This window comes from Pseudomonas sp. R76 (assembly GCF_009834565.1).
Lineage (GTDB): Bacteria > Pseudomonadota > Gammaproteobacteria > Pseudomonadales > Pseudomonadaceae > Aquipseudomonas.
On sequence record NZ_CP019428.1, the window covers coordinates 3,806,842 to 3,821,922 of the forward strand.

The 15,081-nt window shown below is 59.9% G+C and carries 13 protein-coding genes and 1 pseudogene; 10 read left to right on the forward strand and 4 right to left on the reverse strand.

From position 1 onward, the window contains the following. Window positions 1-113: 113 nt before the first annotated feature. From PspR76_RS16975 to PspR76_RS17010, 8 genes are all read left to right on the forward strand, one after another. Window positions 114-1,424: an ABC transporter substrate-binding protein gene (locus PspR76_RS16975; RefSeq protein WP_159957075.1), complete on the forward strand. Its 1,311-nt coding sequence runs from the start codon at window positions 114-116 to the stop codon at window positions 1,422-1,424. Between the two features lie 206 nt (window positions 1,425-1,630). After that, window positions 1,631-2,521 carry a carbohydrate ABC transporter permease gene (locus PspR76_RS16980; RefSeq protein ID WP_159957077.1) on the forward strand — a complete coding sequence of 297 codons (891 nt, stop codon included), beginning with the start codon at window positions 1,631-1,633 and terminating at the stop codon, window positions 2,519-2,521. A gap of 10 nt (window positions 2,522-2,531) precedes the next feature. Beyond that, the gene (locus PspR76_RS16985; protein ID WP_016968929.1) at window positions 2,532-3,362 is read left to right on the forward strand and encodes a carbohydrate ABC transporter permease; all 831 of its coding nucleotides are present in this window, start codon (window positions 2,532-2,534) and stop codon (window positions 3,360-3,362) included. Window positions 3,363-3,401: 39 nt separating this feature from the next. Then, window positions 3,402-4,505, forward strand: coding sequence for an ABC transporter ATP-binding protein (locus tag PspR76_RS16990; protein ID WP_159957079.1), 1,104 nt, complete (start codon window positions 3,402-3,404; stop codon window positions 4,503-4,505). A 16-nt stretch (window positions 4,506-4,521) separates the two neighbouring features. Then, a complete protein-coding gene (locus PspR76_RS16995) occupies window positions 4,522-6,003 on the forward strand; it encodes a mannitol dehydrogenase family protein (RefSeq protein ID WP_159957081.1) in 1,482 nt (493 codons plus the stop codon). 136 nt (window positions 6,004-6,139) lie between these two features. After that, window positions 6,140-7,621 (forward strand): xylulokinase, encoded by a 1,482-nt coding sequence (gene xylB / locus PspR76_RS17000; protein WP_159957083.1) that lies wholly within the window; start codon window positions 6,140-6,142, stop codon window positions 7,619-7,621. A 12-nt stretch (window positions 7,622-7,633) separates the two neighbouring features. Continuing rightward, window positions 7,634-8,572, forward strand: coding sequence for a carbohydrate kinase family protein (locus tag PspR76_RS17005; protein ID WP_159957085.1), 939 nt, complete (start codon window positions 7,634-7,636; stop codon window positions 8,570-8,572). Window positions 8,573-8,731: 159 nt separating this feature from the next. Further along, window positions 8,732-9,001, forward strand: coding sequence for a DUF2790 domain-containing protein (locus PspR76_RS17010; protein ID WP_159957087.1), 270 nt, complete (start codon window positions 8,732-8,734; stop codon window positions 8,999-9,001). Between the two features lie 99 nt (window positions 9,002-9,100). Here the strand turns inward: PspR76_RS17010 and PspR76_RS17015 are convergent, their stop codons facing one another. Both PspR76_RS17015 and ilvA read right to left on the reverse strand, forming a co-directional pair. Next, complete coding sequence (locus PspR76_RS17015) at window positions 9,101-9,370, reverse strand: DUF1652 domain-containing protein (protein WP_159957089.1); 270 nt, start codon at window positions 9,368-9,370, stop codon at window positions 9,101-9,103. Window positions 9,371-9,614: 244 nt separating this feature from the next. Next, a complete protein-coding gene (ilvA, locus tag PspR76_RS17020) occupies window positions 9,615-10,637 on the reverse strand; it encodes a threonine ammonia-lyase, biosynthetic (protein WP_159957091.1) in 1,023 nt (340 codons plus the stop codon). 278 nt (window positions 10,638-10,915) lie between these two features. Here ilvA and PspR76_RS17025 point away from each other — a divergent pair, with 278 nt between their 5' ends. Together PspR76_RS17025 and map are read left to right on the forward strand one after the other, a co-directional pair. Further along, window positions 10,916-11,116, forward strand: a complete 201-nt coding sequence (locus PspR76_RS17025) for a ParD-like family protein (protein WP_003190946.1) — start codon at window positions 10,916-10,918, stop codon at window positions 11,114-11,116. Then, complete coding sequence (gene map / locus PspR76_RS17030) at window positions 11,116-11,871, forward strand: type I methionyl aminopeptidase (RefSeq protein WP_159957093.1); 756 nt, start codon at window positions 11,116-11,118, stop codon at window positions 11,869-11,871. The genes PspR76_RS17025 and map overlap by 1 nt, the downstream gene beginning before the upstream one ends. A gap of 584 nt (window positions 11,872-12,455) precedes the next feature. Here map and PspR76_RS17035 read toward each other — a convergent pair. Further along, on the reverse strand, window positions 12,456-13,394 hold the full coding sequence (locus PspR76_RS17035) for a magnesium transporter CorA family protein (RefSeq protein ID WP_159957095.1): 939 nt from the start codon (window positions 13,392-13,394) through the stop codon (window positions 12,456-12,458). A 6-nt stretch (window positions 13,395-13,400) separates the two neighbouring features. Then, window positions 13,401-14,987, reverse strand: a pseudogene (locus PspR76_RS17040) (RimK family protein). Window positions 14,988-15,081: the final 94 nt, after the last annotated feature.

Sequence of the window (15,081 nt, forward strand, 5' to 3'; positions counted from 1 at the left end):
ATAACCCCATTTGAAGGCTGTAATCAACGCACACTCTTCCTGACTGCTCGTAGGAAGACACAACAACAATAACTGTCCTTCTGTAGCCCCTGGGCGCGGAAATGGAGTGCGCGATGAAGTTCACAGCAAAAGCTCTGCTTGCCTGTACGTGTATGACCCTCAGCGCCGTCAGCCTTGGCGCGCAAACCCTGACCATTGCCACCGTCAACAACAGCGACATGATCCGCATGCAGAAGCTCTCGAAAACCTTCGAGACCGAGCATCCGGAGATCAAGCTGAACTGGGTGGTGCTCGAAGAAAACGTGCTGCGCCAACGCCTGACCACCGACATCGCCACCCAGGGCGGACAGTTCGACGTGCTGACCATCGGCATGTACGAAGCTGCACTGTGGGGCGCAAAGGGCTGGCTGGAACCGATGAAGGATCTGCCGGCGTCCTACGACCTCGACGACGTGTTCCCTTCAGTGCGCGACGGTTTGTCCGTCAAAGGCTCGCTGTACGCTCTGCCGTTCTATGCCGAAAGCTCGATCACCTATTACCGCACCGACCTGTTCAAGGACGCCGGGCTGAGCATGCCCGAGCACCCGACCTGGACCCAGATCGGCGAATTCGCGGCAAAACTCACCGACAAGACCAAAGAGCAATACGGCCTGTGCCTGCGCGGCAAAGCCGGTTGGGGTGAGAACATGGCGCTGATCACCACCCTGGCCAACGGCTACGGGGCGCGCTGGTTCGATGAGAAGTGGCAGCCGGAATTCAACGGCCCTGAGTGGAAGGACGCACTGAACTTCTACGTCGACAACATGAAGAAATCCGGCCCGCCGGGCGCTTCCAGCAACGGTTTCAACGAAAACCTGGCGCTGTTCAACAGCGGCAAGTGCGCGATCTGGGTCGACGCCAGCGTCGCCGGCTCGTTTGTCACCGACAAGACTCAAAGCAAGGTCGCCGACCATGTCGGCTTCACCTTCGCCCCGCACGAGAAAACCGACAAGGGCACCTCGTGGCTGTACTCCTGGAGCCTGGCGATCCCGACCAGTTCCAAGGCCAAGGACGCCGCCAAGGTGTTCACCAGTTGGGCAACGTCCAAGGAATACAGCCAGCTCGTGGCTAAAACCGACGGCATTGCCAACGTACCGCCAGGCACGCGCAAGTCGACCTACAGCGATGAGTACATGAAGGCCGCGCCGTTCGCCAAGGTGACGCTGGAATCGCTGAAGGTTGCCGACCCGACCAAACCGACGCTCAAGCCGGTGCCGTATATCGGTATCCAGCTGGTGACCATTCCTGAATTCCAGGCGATTGGTACCCAGGTCGGCAAGTTCTTCTCGGGCGCGCTGACCGGTCAGCAAACGGTGGATCAAGCCTTGACCGCCGCGCAGACCACCACCGAGCGTGAAATGAAGCGGGCGGGTTATCCCAAATAAGCCTGACTCACCCTTGTAAATGTGGGAACCCGATCCATGAGGTAGCAGCTTTTAGGTGGGAGCTGGCTTGCCTGCGATGCAGACACCTCGGTTTGTCAGTTAAACCGAGTGGATACCATCGCAGGCAAGCCAGCTCCCACAAAAGCCAGCCACATTGATCGCGCTCCGACGCTGGCCCTGCCTGTAATCGACTGGTTTTGATCACCATGAATACAACACCCAAAAGCCGCCTGGCCAACCCTGGCTGGTTCCTCGTCAGCCCCTCGGTGGCCTTGTTGCTGCTGTGGATGATCGTGCCGCTGGGCATGACCCTGTACTTTTCGCTGATCCGCTACAACCTGCTCTACCCCGGCGAAAACCAATTCGTGGGCCTGGAGAATTTCACCTACTTCATCACCGACTCGGGTTTCCTGCCCGGCGCCACCAATACCTTGCTGCTGGTCGGCAGCGTGTTGTTGATCAGCGTGGTGTTCGGCGTGCTGATCAGTGCGTTGCTTGAGGCCAGTGAGTTTTTTGGTCGCGGTGTGGTGCGGGTGTTGTTGATTTCACCGTTCTTCATCATGCCCACCGTCGGTGCGCTGATCTGGAAGAACCTGATTTTCCACCCGGTGTCGGGGATTCTCGCCGCCGTGTGGAAGCTGTTCGGCGCCGAGCCGGTGGACTGGTTGGCGCACTACCCATTGCTGTCGATCATCATCATTGTGTCGTGGCAATGGCTGCCCTTCGCCATCCTGCTGCTGATGACCGCCATGCAGTCCCTCGACCAGGAACAGAAGGAAGCCGCGCGCCTGGACGGTGCCGGCGCCATCGCGATCTTCTGGCACCTCACCCTGCCCCACCTGGCGCGCCCGATTGCCGTGGTGGTGATGATCGAAACCATTTTCCTGCTCTCGGTGTTTGCCGAAATCTTTACCACCACCAACGGTGGCCCGGGCTACGCCTCGACCAACCTCGCCTACCTGATCTACAACCAGGCGCTGGTGCAGTTCGACGTGGGCATGGCCTCGGCCGGCGGCTTGATTGCCGTGGTCATCGCCAATATCGCGGCGATCATCCTGGTGCGGATGATCGGCAAAAACCTGACTGACAAGCCTTGAGGGCCGCGCCATGACGCTTCAACAATCCCGCCGCCTGCAAAGCCTGTTGCTCGGCACTTTGGCCTGGGCCATCGCGATCCTGATTTTCTTCCCAATCTTCTGGATGGTGCTGACCAGCTTCAAGACCGAAATCGACGCGTTCGCCACGCCGCCGCAGTTCATCTTCACGCCGACGCTGGAGAACTACCTGCACATCAACGAGCGCAGCAATTACTTCGCCTACGCCTGGAACTCGGTGGTGATTTCGTTCAGTGCTACCGCCCTGTGCCTGCTGATCTCGGTGCCGGCCGCCTACTCGATGGCGTTCTACGAAACCCAGCGCACCAAAGGCACCTTGCTGTGGATGCTCTCCACCAAGATGCTGCCGCCGGTGGGCGTTTTGATGCCGATCTACCTGCTGGCCAAAAGCTTCGGCCTGCTGGACACGCGCATTGCGCTGATCATCATCTACACCCTGATCAACCTGCCGATTGTGGTGTGGATGGTGTACACCTACTTCAAAGACATCCCCAAGGACATCCTCGAAGCCGCGCGCCTGGATGGCGCCACGCTGTGGCAGGAAATGGTCCGCGTGCTGCTGCCGATTGCCAAGGGCGGCCTGGCCTCCACGGTGTTGCTGTCGCTGATCCTGTGCTGGAACGAGGCCTTCTGGTCGTTGAACCTGACCTCCTCGAACGCCGCGCCGCTGACCGCGCTGATCGCCTCCTACTCCAGCCCCGAAGGGTTGTTCTGGGCCAAATTGTCCGCCGTCTCGACCCTGGCCTGTGCGCCGATCCTGATTTTTGGCTGGATCAGCCAGAAACAGCTGGTGCGCGGTTTGTCCTTCGGCGCCGTGAAATAACGGTCTTTCAATAAAAAATTCAAAGCGGAGGCCCATCCCATGGCCAACCTGAAAATCAAGAATCTGCAAAAAGGCTTCGAAGGCTTCTCGATCATCAAAGGCATCGACCTGGAAGTGAATGACAAGGAATTCGTGGTCTTCGTCGGCCCGTCGGGCTGCGGTAAATCCACTTTGCTACGCCTGATCGCGGGCCTTGAAGAAGTCACCGAAGGCACCATCGAACTGGATGGCCGCGACATCACCGAAGTCACCCCGGCCAAGCGCGACCTGGCGATGGTGTTCCAGACCTACGCGCTGTACCCGCACATGAGCGTGCGCAAAAACATGTCGTTTGCCCTGGACCTGGCCGGCGTCGACAAGAAGCTGGTGGAAAGCAAAGTCAGCGAAGCTGCGCGCATCCTCGAGCTCGGCCCGCTGCTGGAGCGCAAGCCCAAGCAGTTGTCCGGTGGCCAGCGCCAGCGTGTGGCTATTGGCCGTGCGATTGTGCGTAACCCGAAGATTTTCCTGTTCGATGAACCACTGTCGAACCTCGACGCCGCCCTGCGTGTGCAAATGCGCCTGGAACTGGCGCGCCTGCATAAAGAGCTGCAGGCCACCATGATTTACGTGACCCACGACCAGGTTGAAGCCATGACCCTGGCCGACAAGGTGGTGGTACTTAACAGCGGCCGCATCGAACAGGTTGGCTCGCCGCTGGAGCTGTACCACCAGCCGGCCAACCTGTTTGTGGCGGGTTTTCTCGGTACGCCGAAGATGGGTTTCCTCAAGGGCAAAGTCACCCGCGTCGAAGGCCAAGGCTGTGACGTGCAACTGGACGCCGGCACGCTGATCAGCCTGCCGTTGAGCGGCGCCAGCTTGAGCGTGGGCAGCGCGGTGACCCTGGGCATTCGCCCAGAGCATCTGGAAATCGCCGCGCCTGGGCAAACCACCCTGACCGTCACCGCCGACGTCGGCGAGCGTCTGGGCAGCGACACCTTCTGCCACGTCATCACCGCCAACGGCGAGCCGTTGACCATGCGAATTCGCGGCGACATGGCCAGCCAGTACGGTGAAACCTTGCAGCTGCACCTGGACCCGGCGCACTGCCATCTGTTCGACACCGACGGTGTAGCCGTGGCCCGCCCACTGCGCGCCGCCGCCTGATTTCGCGAGACTTGTGATGAAACTGAATAAACAGAACCTCACCCAATTGGCGCCGCACGTGAACATCCCGGCCTACGCGATTGCCAGCACCACGCAAGGCATCGCGCACATCGGCGTCGGCGGTTTCCACCGCGCGCACCAGGCGTATTACACCGATGCCTTGATGAACACTGGCGAGGGCCTGGACTGGAGCATCTGCGGCGTTGGCCTGCGCAGCGAAGATCGCAAGGCCCGCGACGACCTGGCCGGCCAGGATTACCTGTTCACCCTGTATGAGCTGGGCGACACCGACGACACCGAAGTGCGCGTAATCGGCTCGATCAGCGACATGCTGCTGGCCGAAGACAGCGCCCAGGCGTTGATCGACAAGCTGGCCAGCCCGCAGATTCGCATCGTCTCGCTGACCATCACCGAAGGCGGCTACTGCATCGACGACAGCAACGGCGAATTCATGGCCCACCTGCCGCAAATCCAGCATGACCTGGCGCACCCGAAAGCGCCGAAAACCGTGTTCGGGTTTATCTGCGCGGCGTTGACCCAACGCCGGGCGGCGGGTGTGCCGGCGTTTACCGTAATGTCCTGCGATAACCTGCCGCACAACGGCGCCGTCACGCGCAAGGCGCTGCTGGCCTTCGCCGCCCTGCACAACGCCGAACTGCATGATTGGATCAAGGCCAACGTGAGCTTCCCGAATGCCATGGTCGACCGCATCACGCCAATGACCAGCACCGCCCACCGCCTGCAATTGCATGATGACCACGGTATCGACGATGCCTGGCCGGTGGTGTGCGAACCCTTTGTGCAGTGGGTGCTGGAAGACAAGTTCGTCAACGGCCGCCCGGCCTGGGAAAAAGTCGGCGTGCAGTTCACCGACGACGTCACGCCCTACGAAGAGATGAAGATCGGCCTGCTCAACGGCAGCCACCTGGCCCTGACCTACCTGGGCTTTCTCAAAGGCTACCGGTTTGTGCACGAGACCATGAACGACCCGGTGTTTGTCGCCTACATGCGCGCCTATATGGACCTGGACGTTACACCGAACCTGGCGCCGGTGCCGGGCATCGACCTGACCGAGTACAAGCAGACCCTGGTGGATCGCTTCTCTAACCAGGCGATTGCCGATCAGTTGGAACGCGTGTGCTCGGACGGCTCGTCGAAGTTTCCCAAGTTCACCGTGCCGACGATCAATCGCTTGATTGCCGATGGGCGAGAGACCGAACGCGCTGCGCTGGTGGTGGCGGCGTGGGCGTTGTATTTGAAAGGTGTGGATGAGAATGGGGTGAGCTACACAATCCCGGATCCGCGTGCGCAGTTTTGCCAGGATTTGGTGAGTGATGATGGGTTGATCAGCCAGCGGTTGTTGGGTGTGGAGGAGATTTTTGGCAAGGCTATTCCCAACTCGCCTGCGTTTGTGGCAGCGTTTGAGCGGTGCTATGCAAGCCTGCGCGACAAGGGCGTTACCGAAACCCTGCAAAACCTCCTGAAGAAACCGGCTTAAAAAATGTGGGAGCTGGCTTGCCTGCGATAGCGGTGGGTCAGCCAGCCATGATGTGGCTGATAGACCGCCATCGCAGGCAAGCCCGCTCCCACATTGACTGCATTCACACTCCAATAACACTGCTGAGCACTCCACCATGACCCAGCAAAACCTCTACCTCGGCATCGACTGCGGCACCCAAGGCACCAAAGCCATTGTCCTCGACGCTACCAGCGGCAAGGTGCTGGGCCTGGGCGCGGCGGCGCACACGCTGATCAGCGGCGCCAATGGCCGACGCGAACAGCACACCCAGGAATGGCTGGACGCCTTTACCGAAGCCACACACCGCGCCTTGCAACAGGCCGGGGTCGACGGCCAGGACATCCTCGGCATCGGCGTTTCCGGCCAGCAACATGGCCTGGTGTTACTCGATGACCACGGCCAGGTGCTGCGCCCGGCCAAACTGTGGTGCGACACCGAAACCGCGCCGGAAAACGAGCGCCTGCTGGCGTTCCTCGGCGGCGAGAACGGCTCGCTGGAACGCCTCGGCGTGGCGATTGCGCCAGGCTACACCGTGTCCAAACTGCTGTGGACCCGCGAGCAGCACCCCGACGTGTTCGCACGGATTGCGCACATCCTGCTGCCCCACGACTACCTCAATTTCTGGCTGACCGGCCGCGCCGTGGCGGAATACGGCGATGCGTCGGGCACCGGCTATTTCAATGTGCGCAGCCGTGAATGGGACGTGGCGCTGCTGCAGCACATCGACCCCAGCGGCCGCCTGGAAGCTGCGCTGCCGGAACTGATCGAGGCCAATCAAGCCGTGGGCACGATCCTGCCGGCCATCGCCGAACGCCTGGGCATCAACCCCAACGCCCGCGTCTCCAGCGGCGGCGGCGACAACATGATGGGCGCCATCGGCACCGGCAATATCGCTCCTGGCGTGATCACCATGAGCCTGGGTTCCTCGGGCACCGTCTACGCGTTTGCCGAGCAACCGAATGTGAGCCCGCAAGCCTCGGTGGCGACCTTCTGTTCGTCCAGCGGCGGCTGGTTGCCGTTGATCTGCACAATGAACCTGACCAACGCCACCGGCGTGATTCGCGAACTCTTCGACCTCGACCTGGCCACGTTCAACGCCCTGGTCGCCGAGGCGCCGGTGGGTGCCGACGGCGTGAGCATGCTGCCGTTCCTGAATGGCGAGCGTGTGCCCGCCCTGCCCCACGCCACCGGGAGTGTGCATGGCCTGACCATGACCAACCTGACCCGCGCCAACCTGTGCCGCGCGGTGGTCGAGGGCACCACCTTCGGCCTGCGTTACGGCCTGGACCTGCTACGCCAGACCGGCCTGCAAAGCCAAACCATCCGCCTGATCGGCGGCGGTTCGAAAAGCCCGGTGTGGCGGCAGATGGTCGCCGATATCATGAATACCGAAGTGGTCTGCACCGAACAAAGCGAAGCCGCCGCCTTGGGCGCGGCGATCCAGGCGGCGTGGAGCCAGTCCGGCGAATCCTTGGCCAGCCTGTGCGACAAATGCGTCAGCGTCGATCCGGCCAGCCGCACGCTGCCGGTGGCGGCCAGCGTCAGTGCCTATCAACAGGTTTACGCGCGCTATCAACAACTCGTGGCAACCCTTTAAGAGCGAACGACTATGTATCTGGTGTGTGGCGAAGCGTTGTTTGATTTTTTCAGCGAGGAAGACGCCAGCGGGCAGGCTTCCAAGGTCAATTACAAGGCGATTGCCGGTGGCTCGCCGTTCAACGTCGCGGTGGGTTTGCGCCGCCTGGGCATCGAGTCTGCGCTGTTCGGCGGGGTGTCCAACGACTTCCTCGGCCAGCGCTTGCTGCAAGTGCTCAAGGACGAAGGCGTGAGTGAGCAGTTCCTGGTGGAATTCCCCGCGCCGACCACGCTGGCGATGGTTGCCGTGGGCGCCAATGGCTCACCGCAATACAGCTTTCGTGGCGAAGGCTGCGCCGACCGCCAACTGCGGGCCGCGCACTTGCCTGCACTGGGCCATGAAGTTCGCGGGCTGCACGTCGGCTCGTTTTCGCTGGTGGTGCAGCCCATTGGCGACACCCTGCTGAGCCTGGTCAAGCGCGAAAGCGGCAAGCGCCTGATCAGCCTCGACCCTAACGTGCGGCTCAATCCGCAGCCGGATATTCAACTGTGGCGCGATCGCGTGGCCGAGTTGGTCACCCATGCCGACCTGATCAAAGTCAGCGACGAAGACTTGCACCTGCTCTACCCCGACCGCTCGCCGGAAAGCGTGCTGCAAGGCTGGTTGCAGCACCGCTGTCAGTTGGTGTTCCTCACCCGTGGTGGTGACGGCGCCACGGTGTTCAGCCGCCAGCACGGCAGTTGGTCGCAACCTGCCGTGAAGGTGGTGATGGCCGACACGGTCGGCGCCGGCGATACCTTCCAGGCCGCGTTGATTGCCTGGTTGACCGAGCAGCAGCTGGATTCGGTCGAAGGCCTGCAACAGCTCACCCGTGAGCAGATCGACGCTATGCTTGGTTTCGCCATTCGCGCGTCCGCCCTGACCTGCAGCAAGACCGGCCCCGACCTGCCGTATCGGCAACAGCTGGGCTGAACACGCGTTCATGAAGGTTTTGTCAGTTAGGGCAAAATTAATCCAAGGTTAATCCCGCCAGTCGACTGTGAAGGTGACCGCACACACCGCCTCCCGAGGCCCGTGCGGCCGCCGGCACATCGTGTTGATGCGCCCGCGAACGACTTGCGGAGAACCCTCATGAAACTGCGTACATTATTCTTCAGCGGCACATTGGCCCTTGCTGCGGTATCAGGCCTGGCACACGCCGACACGCAACAGCCAGTCACCAAGCCAGTGCCGTACCAATATGGCATGCCTTTAAACATCGATAAGGTCATCGCCATGCACGAAACCGACACCGACGTGTGCAAGGTGATCAACGCTGATATCAAGTTTGTCGACAAAGCCGGCAAAATCGAGGATGTGGGTTATCGGAAAATGTCCGAAGCCTGTGATTTCCAGAATTGAACCGTTTGACTAGCAACAGAACCGTATGCAACAGCAACATAAGGGGCCTGGCGTTTACCAGGCCCGCAGTGCTTCGGTGACACAACCTCACAGGACGGCTTAGTAAACGCCGCGCGCGCCTACTCGTTGCAACGCAGGTGATTGGGTGTGTTTGAGGTCTTCGCGCAACCCGGCGATCAGGTTGCAAATGGCCCGACTGCTGTCGAGTTTTTCAGCGTTTATACCTTTGACTTCCAAATCCACTCGGTCACGGTCACGGTCGTCATACACCTTGATCGTCAACGAAGCGTCTTCGGCTTTGGTGCATTCGCACCGTTTGGGCAGGAAACTTCCTTCAATGATGCTGCGAAGCTCTAATTCCGAAAGCATGGCCAACCTCTCCTTTTATGAGACTGCCAACAGATTATTGTGTGTCCGGCAGGCGTCTGCCTGCCACGTCTTACCGACCCTGGAAGACGCTTACATTCCCCAGCCTACTCGGCAAAATCGAATCTCGTTGTAACCTTTCCTCATAAGCAACTTGCCAAGCTATATAACTTTTGCGATGACGTGTTTACACCGTTTAAATCATCGTCGAACGGCTGAGATTAAACGTTTAACTCGGGACCTTGAATTAAACGACGCCCTGTGCGGCGACTCTTTCAGCAACATGTCGCAAACTATCGAAGTTGATATTGGCGCCCGAATTAATTGCCACCAGGGTTTGATCACGCACGCCATGTTGGGCGACATACTTACGAATGCCCGCCACCGCCAGCGCGCCTGAGGGCTCGGTGATCGAGCGCGTGTCGTCATAGATCAGCTTGATGGCGCTGCACAATTCATCGTTGCTGACGGTGATGACTTCATCGACCCAGTCGCGGCAGATTTCAAACCCATAAGCGCCGATTTGCGCCACGGCGGTGCCATCCGCGAACCCATCGACACTGGGCAGCACCACCCGCTCGCCCGCGCGCAGGGCGGCCAGCAGGCAGCTGGAACCTTCGGGTTCGACACCGACGATACGCACATCCGGCCGCAGGTATTTGACGTACGCCGCGATCCCGGCGATCAAACCGCCCCCGCCCACCGGTACAAAAATCGCGTCCAACGGGCCCTGTTGCTGACGCAGGATTTCCATCGCCACGGTGCCCTGGCCGGCGATCACGTCCGGGTCATCGAATGGCGACACAAAGGTGCAACCCGAGGTTTCGGCCAACTGCAACGCGTGGGCCAGGGCAAATGGAAAGCTCTCACCGTGCAACACCGCCTCGGCGCCCCGCGAGCGTACGCCCAGCACCTTCAATTCAGGTGTACTGCACGGCATGACGATACGCGCCTTAATCCCCAGCTCCCGCGCCGCCAGGGCCACGCCCTGGGCATGGTTACCCGCCGAGGCCGTGACCACGCCGCAGGCTTTTTGCTCAGCCGTAAGCTGCACCAGCTTGTTGTAGGCGCCGCGAATCTTGAAAGAAAAAGTGGGTTGCAGCTCTTCGCGCTTAAGCAGCACCTGGTTGCCCAGCAACGCCGACAATGCCGGTGCAGCCTGCAAGGGCGTACGCGCCGCTAGGTCATAAACCGGGGCGGCGAGGATCTTTTTCACGTAGTGCTCAAGCAGTCCCGGGGCGGCGGTGTGGGGCGCGGTGCAGGTGCTCATGGGTGTCTCCTGGCTCTTTCGCAAAGGGCGCTGGAGACGGAAAAACAAAACCCGCCTCTAGGGCGGGTTTGGGTACAGCAGCCGTGCGCTATCCCGCCATATGAGGAATGGCGGTAATAATGCTTGGCTGGCTGCGGAAGGCTTGAAATGTCATGACACGAAATTAACCGGCGTTTACCCGGCGAGTCAATGGCTCGCCAGCCTTTTGTCGGCAGGGGTTTACGATGACTATACGAAATATATACGCTTCGTATATCCATTCACCACATGTGAACCTCATGGGCATCGTCAAAATCACCGACCAATTGCACGAACAGCTTCGCCTGGCCAGCGCCGCCATGGACCGCTCCATCAACGCCCAGGCCGAGTTCTGGATCAAGATCGGCCTGCTCGCCGAACTCAACCCGCACCTGCCGTACAACGAGCTGATCAACAAGCTGTTGCTGGACAAGCCCGACCTGATCCGGGGGCGCAGCTGATGATCAAGACTGCCGCACAATTGGCCGTGATGCGTGAAGCCGGACGCCTGCTGGCGCAGGTCTTCACAATGCTCGATGGCTTTGTCGCCGCCGGCCGTTCCACCCTGGAACTGGACGCCACCGTCGAAGCCTTCATCCGCAACGAACTGAAAGCCCGCCCGGCGAGCCTTGGGCAATACGACTACCCCTTCTGCATCAACACCTCGATAAACGAAGTGGTGTGCCATGGCATGCCCAGCGCCAAGGACGTGCTCAAGGACGGCGACATCATCAACATCGACATCACCCTGGAAAAAGGCGGCTTTATCGCCGACTCCAGCAAGATGTACATGATCGGCAACGTGGCGCCCAAAGCGCAGCGCCTGGTGGAAAAGACCTTCGAAGCCATGTGGGCCGGTATCCGACAGGTCAAGCCCGGCGCGCGCCTGGGGGATATCGGCCATGCGATCCAGAGCCACGCGCAAGCCAATGGCTACAGCGTCGTGCGTGAGTATTGCGGCCACGGCATCGGCCGCCAGATGCATGAAGACCCGCAAATCCTGCACTTCGGCCGCCCCGGCACCGGGCTCGAACTGCGTGAAGGCATGGTCTTTACCATTGAACCGATGCTCAACCAGGGCAGCGCCAAGGTGCGCAACCTCAAGGATGGCTGGACGGTGGTGACCAAGGACAACAGTTTGTCCGCGCAATGGGAGCACACCGTGGCGGTCACCGCCGACGGGTTCGAGGTGTTAACCCTGCAACCAACCGCCTGAACACCACCTGACTGTGGGAGCGGGCTTGCTCGCGAAGGCGGTGTATCAGCCAGCTCATGTGTCAATGACCCACCGCCTTCGCGAGCAAGCCCGCTCCCACATTTTGGATCTCAGTACATCAGTTAGATGTGCTTTTGCCCTGCTCTTGCTGTGCTTTTGCTTCTACCACTCAGGTCGGCTACCAGGCCGCCGTGCTTTGCTTTTGATCTTGATCTGCTTTTGATCTTGATCTTAGGCGCCCCGTTAAACCACGCTGGCCGAACGCAGGCTTTGGAGCGGGGGTAAACCGGCAGGACGCCGGTTTAGCCGCGCTGGGCCAGGGATGGCCCATCGCGGCGGCCCCCGCTCCAAAGCCGGAGTGAGGGCACACCGAGCCTAAGCGAGGTGCCGAGTGGTGGGGCAAGAGCCCTTTTGGTTACTTTTGGGGCTCTTTTCCAAAAGTGACCCGCCGTAAGGGCGGAACCAATACCAGCCGTGACCAAATAACGGATATGTACCCAGCAGCCCTACCAAACATCAGCCGACAATTTGTTGACTGACCCACCGCCATCGCAGGCAAGCCAGCTCCCACAGGTGATCAGTGTTCACACGACATTGGCGCCGCCTGCAATCCGCTTAAGCCCAAGCACCATCAAACCGGCACCCATCGCCATCGCCAGCAGAAACAGCGGGTACGACACCCACCACGGCGTGCCCGCCGTCATCATGCTGAACTCCGACATACCGCCAACGCTGGCAATCAGGTTAAGCGGCAGGAACACCACGTTAATCAACGTCAGCTTGCGCAGCAGGTTGTTCATGCTGTTGTTCATCAGGTTGCCGCGCGCGTCGATCAACCCGGAAAACACATTGGAATAGATCTCCGCCTGCTTGTAGCACTGGTGATTCTCGATGATCAGGTCATCAATCAAACCCAGAATCTCAGCACTGAAATGCTCCTTTTCCGCGTGGTTGCGCAGCCGCGACAGCACCGCGCCATTGCTGTGCAGCGCGTTGATGTAATAGATCAGGCTCTCACTCAGGCTGAACATCTGCATCAGGTGATGGTTGCTCATCGAAGCGTTGAACTGCTGCTGCAACTCCCGCGCCACCAGCTTTATCACCTTGAGATGGCCCAGGTAGTGATGGATGTTGTTGAGCAACAGATCGAGCAGCACATCCAGCGGCGTGTGCAGCGGCCGGCGTGCGCCGAGCCCGGACAACGGGGTTTCATCGGTGGCGATCACCAGCAGGCGGTCCGGCGAAAACAACAGCCCGCAGGACGACACCTCAAACACCAGGTTGCCACCGCCGGAATAGTTTTCCGGGCGCTTCCAGATCAGGAACAGGTTGTCCGGGTGAAATTCGATGCGCGACACTTCATCCGGGTCGAGCGCCGAGGCCAGGGCATGTTCATCCAGCTTGTGGTGATCGCGCAGCCACTCACGCTCGGCCTGGTTGGGGTTGTTGAATAACATGATCGGGGCGTCATCGCCCTCGCTACCGCGCAGCTTGCCATCGGTCAATTCAAAGCGCTGGATCATTGCGCGTCACCACACCTGGCACTGGCGTTTCAACTCAAGGCGCCGCACAAACTCCTCCAGCACCAGGGCATACAGGTCGTCTTGCAGGTAGGCGTCTTCGATGCCGGCGTCCATGTTGGGGTTGTCGTTAACCTCGATCACCACCACCTTGTCGCCGGACTGCTTGAGGTCGACGCCGTAGAGGCCGTCGCCGATCAGGTTGGCGGTCTTCACCGCCAGCTCGACCACCGCCTTGGGTGCTTCGTGGACCGCCAGGGTGCGGCATTCGCCGTTGATGTCCTGGCCGATGGCCTTGTGGTTGTAGATCTGCCAATGGCCCTTGGACATGAAATATTGGCAGGCAAAGATCGGCTTGCGGTTGAGGACGCCAATACGCCAGTCGTACTCGGTGTAGAAAAACTCCTGGGCCAGCAACAGCACCGAATGTTCGAACAACTCGGCGGTGGCCTTGAGCAACGCCGCCTGGCTTTCCACCTTGATCACACCGCGCGAGAAGCAACCGTCGGGGATCTTCAGCACCAGCGGGAAGCCCAGGCGTTCGCCGACCCGTTCGAAATCTTCCGGTCGCTCCTTGTACAGAATCTCGGTGGCGGGCATGCCCAGTTGATGGCTGTTGAGCAAGTCGGTGAGGTAAACCTTGTTGGTGCAGCGCAGGATCGACGCCGGGTCGTCCATCACCACCAGCCCTTCGCTTTCGGCCTTTTTGGCGAAACGGTAGGTGTGGTTGTCGACACTGGTGGTCTCGCGGATCAGCAAGGCGTCGTATTCGGCCAGGCGCGAGTAATCCTTGCGCTCGATCAGTTCCACATCAATGCCCAAACCCTTGCCGACCCGCACGAAATTTTCCAGCGCCTTGGCATTCGACGGCGGCAGTTGCTCCTGGGGATCGTGGAGAATGGCCAGGTCATAACGGGCCAAACGACGCGAGCGCGGTTGGCGCTAGATTTTGCGGCTGAAGTTGTCGAGGGCGTGAGCGAACTGGTCTTCCTGGTCATCGCGCAACTTGTGCAGCACGCCGGATTTGACCCCTTCGATGTGCCAGCCGTTATTCTTGCGAAACTCAACTAACAGGATCGGGCACGGAAAGGTTTCAAACAACTGGCGGGCCAACTCCTGCAACGGTTCTATATTGGTTCGGCCAAAATAAAGTGTCAGGGTAAAGCCTTCGGTATTGCTGTAGAGGTGATGACTCAAGGCTTTATCGAGGGTTTTATCCAAGTCATCCAGCGACAGGCCATACAACGACTTTTTGGTCAGCTCGCTGATGGTACGCACCGACGGAATCACCTTGTGCCCGCGCGCCTCGGCCAGCAGCGAGCAGTAGTAACCGTGCCCCAGGTACTTGTAGCTGCGGCACAGGTTGATCACCTGCACGCGCTTGCCCGTCTCTTTCTCGCGGGTTTGCTCGAGGTATTCCTGGGCGGTGACGATGTCTTCGCTGGGGAAATAGGAGGCCCAATCTTCCTTGCGTTCGACAATGATCACGACTTGACTGGAGCCTTTAAGAGGTGGAGAAAAATAACCTTTGGAAGTTATTGTCGCCGCGACAGTTTGCTCGGATACTTCACGCCAATGACTTTGTACCGCCGACATAATATTTGATCCGCTTTAGAGAACTCGACCTTTTCTATTAAGCACGATCTTTTAGAGAAGTCCCGTTTCGTTACGCAACTTTTACGGCGGTCAT